This is a genomic window from Mesorhizobium sp. M7A.F.Ca.ET.027.02.1.1, assembly GCF_004022985.1.
Classification (GTDB): Bacteria; Pseudomonadota; Alphaproteobacteria; order Rhizobiales; family Rhizobiaceae; genus Mesorhizobium.
Genome location: NZ_RZOL01000842.1, coordinates 1 through 862 on the forward strand (window position 1 = coordinate 1; position 862 = coordinate 862).

General features: G+C 62.8%; 2 protein-coding genes. One reads left to right on the forward strand and one right to left on the reverse strand.

What is annotated here, in order from left to right:
• Window positions 1–322, forward strand: a 322-nt coding sequence (locus EN749_RS38075; protein WP_189368023.1) for a hypothetical protein, incomplete at its 5' end; no start/stop codon positions are given.
• Between the two features lie 340 nt (window positions 323–662).
• Here EN749_RS38075 and EN749_RS38080 read toward each other — a convergent pair.
• A partial coding sequence (locus EN749_RS38080) for a hypothetical protein (RefSeq protein ID WP_189368025.1) occupies window positions 663–862 on the reverse strand: 200 nt, incomplete at its 5' end.

Consider the following 862-nt stretch of genomic DNA (forward strand, 5'->3'; position numbering starts at 1 on the left):
CTCTTTGTCAAAGAAGGAGGACAAGCAGGAACTCGCGGGCATACGCGAGGAAATGAACGGACTCTTGAACGAACGCCTGAATGATGTGCGAGTGCAGGCGGCTACTGGCGGAACCGGGGCCACTGACGCGGTGCGAGACGAAGGCCGCTCTCTCCGCGAAAAAGAGCAGCAGGCGAAGACACAGGACCACGCGAACGAGCAAAACCCACGGCAGCCCGCCAAACGGGCCGCGCCGGGAAAGAAGGCCGAGCAGCAGGCGGACCGTGTCGAACGGCAAAACCGCGACACGCAGCGCTCTTTGGACGACGACCGGGAGCGTTGAGTAGCGGGCTTCCAAACGACGGGAGTGGCCCCCTGGCGGACCATCCCTGATGGGAGGTCAAGGTAACGTCGTGACCCAAAGACGACTGACGTCTGCCGCGACGTGGAAGGCAGCTTTGCGCCACAATGTCGGACGTTTGTCCAACTGTCGCAAGTTCTCGAAAGCGGACATGGCCCAACCAGACTCTGACGGAACTCAATGAAGCGGTAGTCTAGGTCCGACGCCCGCGCCCGAACCCGAGCCGCCTCAGCCCGCCACAGGCATTCAGGTAGTCGAACCGCCAACAAGATGGTCGGCAGGCTCCACGTCGACGCGGCCAATCGGATCGAAGCCCGGCATGTTATCGGCCCTTGCGCTGATCAGCGGCACCAAGGATGGCGACGCCGATACCGATCGCCAAAAGCACCCACCCGATCCACCCTGCGATCTCGGGGATGTCGAGCTGGACGCCCAGGAATTTATCGAGGGCCCATTCGGCAATGACCTGGAACACGCCGGTGATAGCCGTGACGCCGGCGGTCGCGATCCTTGTTCCCCGCC